Origin of the sequence: Stenotrophomonas sp. 278 (assembly GCF_003935715.1) — a bacterium.
Taxonomy (GTDB): domain Bacteria; phylum Pseudomonadota; class Gammaproteobacteria; order Xanthomonadales; family Xanthomonadaceae; genus Stenotrophomonas; species Stenotrophomonas maltophilia_AH.
Map to the genome: position 1 here is coordinate 1 of NZ_RHPP01000186.1, position 6,542 is coordinate 6,542.

Below are 6,542 nucleotides of genomic sequence, written 5' to 3' on the forward strand. Positions count from 1 at the left end.
CCCCGCGTCCGGCCCGCGACGGCGAAGCCCGCCGTGGTGGGCCCGGCAAGGGCCGTCCGCACGGCAACGGTCCGCGTCCCGGCGCGAATCCCGGCAGCGGCAAGCCGCGCTCGCGCGAGGACATCGACCTGGCCAAGGCCTATGCGATCCGTGCGCAGAAGGAAAAGGACGACCGCATTGAGGCCGAGCGCCTGAAGCAGGAAGAGGCGCGTGTGCGCCGCGAAGCCAAGGCCAGGCTGGACGAGCTGCTCAAAGACAAGGCGCTGAACGCCGAAGCCGCCGACATCGCCCGTCACTTCCCCTATGGCGGCAAGATCAAGCGCATCTACGTCACCGCCGACCAGTTGCGCCAGCTCAACGCAGGCGAACTGGGCGTGGTGCAGAGCAATGGCCGCTACCTGCTGGTCACCGCGGCGGTACTGGCCGAGGCAGAAGCGATCTTCGCGCCCGCCGTGGCACTGCGTGTCGATCCGGATGCGCCGGCTGCAGACGATCCGTATTCGGATCCCCAGTACCAGGTGCCTGACGACCTGGTCTGGTAACGGCACGACTGCGTGCAGCCACCCCGTCCGCAGTACGTCCCGCACATCGATGGCCTGCGCGCCATCGCTGTGCTGTCGGTGATCCTGTACCACCTCAAGGCCAGCTGGCTGCCGGGTGGCTTTACCGGCGTGGACGTCTTCTTCGTCATCTCCGGTTTCGTGGTGAGCGCGTCGGTCGACCGCCTGCCCCCGGTGGGCGGCTGGGCCGGCCTGGCGCGGTTCTACGCCCGCCGCATCCGCCGCATCGTGCCGGCGCTGGTGGTGTGCCTGCTGGTCACCGCGGTGTTGAGCGCGTTGTTCATTCCGGAGTCCTGGCTCAGCGAGACCAGCGACAAGACCGGGCGGCGCGCGTTTTTCGGGCTGAGCAACTGGGTACTGGCCAGCACCGGCAACGACTATTTCTCGCCACGCACGGAATTCAATCCGTACACGCATACCTGGTCGCTGGGCGTGGAAGAGCAGTTCTATCTGCTGTTCCCGCTGTTGTTCCTGGCATGGCTGCGCGCCGGCCGTGGGCGCATGCTGTCGCTGGCACTGTTCGCCGTGGCCACGGTCGCCTCGCTGATCTACGCGGTGCGGCTGGCCGGGCAGGGCGGGCAGGAGATCCAGGCCTTCTATGTGACCACCACGCGTTTCTGGCAGCTGGGCGTGGGGGTGCTGCTGTACCAGGCGATGGCGCTGGCCGGCCGCTTCGAGCCGGATCCTTCCGCGCGCGCGCTGAACTGGCGTTCGCCCCTGCTGCTGCTGGCGCTGTGTGCGTTGGGCTACGGTCTGTGGGCCGCGCGTCCCGGGCATTCGCCGTATCCCGACGGCCTGTGGCCGGTGGTTTCGACCGCGCTGCTGCTGGTGCTGCTGCAGCGCCATCCCGGCGGCTGGGCCGGTCGCGCGTTGGCCAGCGCGCCCATGGTATGGGTGGGCAAGCTCTCCTATTCGCTGTACCTGTGGCACTGGCCGGTCTTCGTGGTGTTCCGCTGGACGGTGGGCCTGGAGACCGGGGTGACAGCGACGGCCGCGGTGCTGCTGGTGCTGCTGCTGGCCTGGGCGTCGTGGCGCTGGGTCGAGCAGCCGTTGCGCCATGGCGGGCGTGGGCCGAACACCAACCTGCGCTGGGTGCTGCTCGGCGTCGGCGTGCTGGTGCTGGGGGCTGGGCTGCAGTCGGTACTGGCCAAGCATGGGCACCATGTTTCCTTGAGCACGGTCAGCCGCCATCCGCTCGACTGGTATCCCTATGCCAAGGGCCTCAAGCGCGAAGTGCCGGACTGCCGGGTGGTTGAGTCCAGCCTGCCGGTGGCCGGTGGCCAGGCGCGCCTGCTCGAGCGCGGCGACTGCGCGCAGGGCAAGGGTGTGGACCGGCACGTATTCGTCGCCGGTGACTCGCATGCGCTGGCCTACAACGAACTGCTGAAACGACTGGTGGTTGCCGAAGGCGGGCAGGTGCGGCTGTACGGCAGCGGCGGCTGCGCCCTGGTCGGCCTGCAGGGCTGGCGCGGACCGAATCCGGGCTGCGAGGCCTACACCGCCAACGTGCTGGCCGACCTGCTGGCCACGGCTCGCCCGGGTGACGTGGTGTTCCTGCCTGGGCTGCGGGTACCGCGTCTTTCCGACCAGTACACAACGTTCGATCCGGCGCAGCAGCAGGCTGAACTGGAAAGTGATGCAGCGGTGCAGGGGCGTGCGGCGGAAGTGGCCACGGCCATCACCCAGCTGCGTCCGCTGGCCGAGCGTGGCGTGCGTATCGTGCTGGAGGCCCCCAAGCCGGTTCTGCCGTCACCGCCCTTCCGGTGTTCGGACAGCTTCAATCGGCACAACCCGATCTGCGCCGGTGGCCTGACGATATCGCGCGAACGCATGGAGGCGCTGCGTGCGCCGGTGCTGGCAAGTCTGCAGCAGGTAGCCGACGCCTTGCCGGGCGCGCAGGTGTGGGACCCGCTGCCGACCCTGTGTCCCGGCCCGGTATGCACGCCGGATCACGAGGGAAAGCCTCTGTTCTTCGATGGCGACCATCTCAGCGGCTACGGCAACCGTGTGCTGCTGCCCGCGTTCCAGAAGCAGCTCGACGCGCCCTGACATCGCGTGCTGCGCCGCCCTGCGCAGCTATCGCCGCACGCGCCCCTGCCGCAACAGCGGCAAGCTGATGGCAAAGAAGCACAGCAGTGCTCCGGCCGCAGCGAAGCCGGCCCCGGCCAGGAAGGCAGTGCGGCCCTGGTCGATGTTCCAGAGCTGGCCCGCAATCAGCGCGCCCAGCACGCCGCCCACGCCGGACGAAAACCCGTACAGCAGGCCCTGACCATGCCCGTTGAGGCGGCCAGGGAAGTAGGTGGCCAGCATCTGCATTGCTGCCGCGAAGAAGGCCGCAAAGCCCAGCGCATGCGCGGTCTGCACGACCAGCATCACGGCCAGGTGCTGCGGAAACAGCGCCGTGACCGTCCAGCGGATCGCCGAGCTGATCAAGGCGATCAGCAGCATCCAGCTGGCGTCATAGCGGCGGAAGAACCGGCCGATGGTGAAGAACACGCCGACTTCGACCACCACGCCGATGGTCCACAGCAGGCCCAGCGTGGACGTGCTGTAGCCGAACTGGTCCATGTAGACCGAGAAGAACGTGTAGTACGGGCCAAAGGAAAGCTGCTCCATGAAGGCTGCCAGAAAGAACGCAGCCACCGCCGGCTTGCGCACGATCTGCCAGAAGCCGCTGGCATCGCCGTCGGATTTATGGAAGTTGCGCGCATAGCGGTTGGCGAACGAGGACGCCACCAGCAGGGCGAACAGCGGCAGCATCAGCCACGGCAGCAGGTCCGCACGGCTGCGGCCGTCTTCGCCCTCGATCAGCCAGCCAAAGCCCATCACCACCGCGATGAAGCCCAGCGAGCCCCAGACCCGGATCAGGCCGTAGCGATGACTGTCGTTGCCCAGGTGCGTGAGGGTGATCGATTCAAACTGTGGCATCACCGCGTTGTAGAAGAAGCAGAACACGATCATCGCCGGATACATCCAGGGCTGTGGCAGCGGCAGCAGGAACGCGCAGAATGTGAGCAGGGTCAGCACGCTGCCAATGCGCAGCCAGCGGATCGGGTGCGGCGAGGCAGCCGCGATCGAGGTCCATGTGCTGGGCGCGACAATGCGCGTGGCATACCACAGCCCCATCATCACGCTGATCGCAGTAACGCTCATCCCGCGCGAGGTCAGGAACAGCGACCAGTACGGGGTGAACGCGCCCAGCGCCGCGTAATAGAACAGGTAATAGCTGGAAAGGCGTACAACCGGAACGCTCATTCCGGATCGTAATCCAGGTTCGACGCCAGCCACCGCTCCACCTGCGCCCGCTCCACGCCCTTGCGGCGCGCGTAATCGGTCACCTGTTCCCGCGTCACCCGGCCGACCACGAAGTACTGGCTCTGTGGATGGCTGAAGTAATAGCCAGACACCGCCGCCGTAGGCAGCATCGCAAAGCTTTCGGTCAGCTGCATGTCGGCATTGCGCTCGGCATCGAGCAGGCGGAACAGCGTGCCTTTCTCGCTGTGTTCCGGACACGCAGGATACCCCGGTGCCGGCCGGATGCCGACGTACTGCTCGTCAATCAGTGCCTCGTTGTCCAGCGCCTCGCCGGTGGCGTAGCCCCAGTAGTCGGTGCGCACGCGTTGGTGCAGCCGTTCGGCCAGCGCCTCGGCCAGCCTGTCGGCAAGCGCCTTGAGCAGGATCGCGTTGTAGTCGTCGTGGTCGGCTTCGAAGCGCGCCACATGCGGCTCGATGCCGATGCCGGCGGTCACCGCGAATGCGCCGATCCAGTCCTGCTTGCCGCTGTCGGCCGGCGCGATGAAGTCGGCCAGGCAGAAATCCGGGCGCTCCACCGGCTTGTCCACCTGCTGGCGCAGGAAGTGCAGGGTGGCCGGTCCCTGTCCGGTCTGCAGCTGCACGTCATCGCCGACGCTGTTGGCCGACCACAGCCCGAACACGGCCTTGGCGGTCAGCCAGCGCTCGTCCACGATCCGGGTCAGCATCGCGCGCGCGTCGCGATACAGCTCGCTGGCCTGGGTACCCACGATCTCGTCGGTCAGAATGGCCGGGAACTTGCCGGCCAGCTCCCAGGCCTGGAAGAACGGGGTCCAGTCGATCACTTCAACCAGGTCGGCCAGCGGGTAGTCATCCAGCACGTGCAGGCCGGGCTGGCGCGGTTCCGGCGGCGTGTAGTCCGCCCAGCCGCCATCGAAGCGCTGTTCGCGCGCCTTGCCCAGGCTGACCAGACGCTTGGCATCACCGCGATTGCGGTGACGCTGGCGGATGTCGGCGTAGTCAGCCTCATTAGCGGCCACGAACGCGGCCCGCAGGTCCGGCGAGATCAGCGACTGCGCCACGCCGACCGCGCGCGAGGCGTCCTTTACCCAGATGGTCGGGGCCTTGTAGAACGGGTCGATCTTCAGCGCGGTATGCGCGCGCGACGTCGTCGCACCCCCGATCATCAGCGGCAGGGTGAAGCCCTGGCGCTCCATCTCCCGCGCCACATGGCTCATTTCTTCCAGCGAAGGCGTGATCAGTCCGGACAGGCCGATGATGTCGGCGTTCTCGGCGCGGGCCGCGTCCAGGATCTTCTGCGCCGGCACCATCACGCCCAGGTCGACCACCTCGAAGTTGTTGCAGGCCAGGACCACGCCGACGATGTTCTTGCCGATGTCGTGGACGTCGCCTTTTACCGTGGCCATGATGATCTTGCCATTGCTGCGCGCAGTGTCGCCGCTGCGCGCCTTCTCCGCCTCGATGAACGGCAGCAGGTAGGCCACGGCCTTCTTCATCACGCGGGCGGACTTGACCACCTGCGGCAGGAACATCTTGCCGGCCCCGAACAGGTCACCGACGATGTTCATGCCGTCCATCAACGGTCCTTCGATCACGTCCAGCGGTCGGGCTGCCTGCGCACGGGCTTCTTCGGTGTCCTGTTCCACCCATGCGTCCATGCCGTGAACCAGCGCATGGGCCAGGCGGTCCTTGACCGGCTTTTCGCGCCAGGCCAGGTCTTCGCCCTTGGTTTCACCTTTCTTGCCCTTGTAACGCTCGGCGATCTCCAGCAGGCGCTCGGTGCCGTCGGGGCGGCGGTTGAGGATCACGTCCTCGACGCGCTCGCGAAGTTCCGGGTCCAGCTCGTCGTAGATCGGCATCGCGCCGGCGTTGACGATGCCCATGTCCATGCCGGCGGCGATGGCGTGGTACAGGAACACCGAATGGATCGCCTGGCGCACGGTTTCGTTGCCGCGGAACGAAAACGAGACGTTGGAAACACCGCCGGACACGTGGCAGTGGGGCAGGGTGCGCTTGATGATGCGGGTGGCTTCGATGAAGTCCACCGCGTAGTTGTCGTGTTCTTCAATGCCGGTGGCGACGGCGAAGATGTTCGGGTCGAAGATGATGTCCTGCGGCGGGAAGCCAACCTGGTCGACCAGAATGCGGTAGGCGCGGGTGCAGATTTCCACCTTGCGCGCACAGGTGTCGGCCTGTCCGGTTTCATCGAAGGCCATCACCACTGCGGCGGCACCGTAGCGCAGCACCTTGCGTGCGTGTTCGATGAACAGCGCTTCGCCTTCCTTGAGCGAGATCGAATTGACCACGCTCTTGCCCTGCAGGCACTTCAGCCCGGCTTCGATGACGCTCCATTTCGAGGAGTCGACCATCACCGGGATGCGCGCGATGTCCGGTTCGGACATGATCAGGTTCAGATAGCGGGTCATCGCCTTTTCCGAGTCGATGAGCCCTTCGTCCATGTTGACGTCGAGAATCTGTGCGCCGCTGGCCACCTGCTGGCGTGCCACATCGACCGCTTCCTCGTAGCGCTCTTCCTTGATCAGCTTGCGGAACTGCGCGCTGCCGGTGACGTTGGTGCGCTCACCGACATTGACGAACAGCAGGTCCGGCGAAATGACCAGCGGTTCCAGACCGGACAGCCGCGTGTAGCGGACCGGCGCGCTCATGCGGCCCGCTCCTGCGCGGCCGGCAGGGCGCGCGGTGGCAGGC

4 protein-coding genes are annotated in these 6,542 nt (G+C 66.7%); 2 read left to right on the forward strand and 2 right to left on the reverse strand.

The features are described from left to right. Together EGJ34_RS19790 and EGJ34_RS19795 are read left to right on the forward strand one after the other, a co-directional pair. A partial coding sequence (locus EGJ34_RS19790) for a DUF2058 family protein (RefSeq protein WP_125362156.1) occupies positions 1-542 on the forward strand: 542 nt, incomplete at its 5' end. A gap of 12 nt (positions 543-554) precedes the next feature. Then, positions 555-2,609, forward strand: coding sequence for an acyltransferase family protein (locus EGJ34_RS19795; RefSeq protein WP_125362157.1), 2,055 nt, complete (start codon positions 555-557; stop codon positions 2,607-2,609). Between the two features lie 27 nt (positions 2,610-2,636). Here the strand turns inward: EGJ34_RS19795 and EGJ34_RS19800 are convergent, their stop codons facing one another. Both EGJ34_RS19800 and metH read right to left on the reverse strand, forming a co-directional pair. Next, positions 2,637-3,815: an MFS transporter gene (locus EGJ34_RS19800; RefSeq protein WP_125362158.1), complete on the reverse strand. Its 1,179-nt coding sequence runs from the start codon at positions 3,813-3,815 to the stop codon at positions 2,637-2,639. Next, complete coding sequence (gene metH, locus EGJ34_RS19805) at positions 3,812-6,499, reverse strand: methionine synthase (RefSeq protein WP_125362159.1); 2,688 nt, start codon at positions 6,497-6,499, stop codon at positions 3,812-3,814. Before metH ends, EGJ34_RS19800 begins: the two co-directional genes overlap by 4 nt. Positions 6,500-6,542 lie beyond the last annotated feature (43 nt).

Excerpts from the sequence above, each read along its gene's own strand:
- EGJ34_RS19800 (WP_125362158.1), bottom strand. The coding sequence starts at position 3,815 with ATGAGCGTTCCGGTTGTACGCCTTTCCAGCTATTACCTGTTCTATTAC.
- metH (WP_125362159.1), bottom strand. The coding sequence starts at position 6,499 with ATGAGCGCGCCGGTCCGCTACACGCGGCTGTCCGGTCTGGAACCGCTG.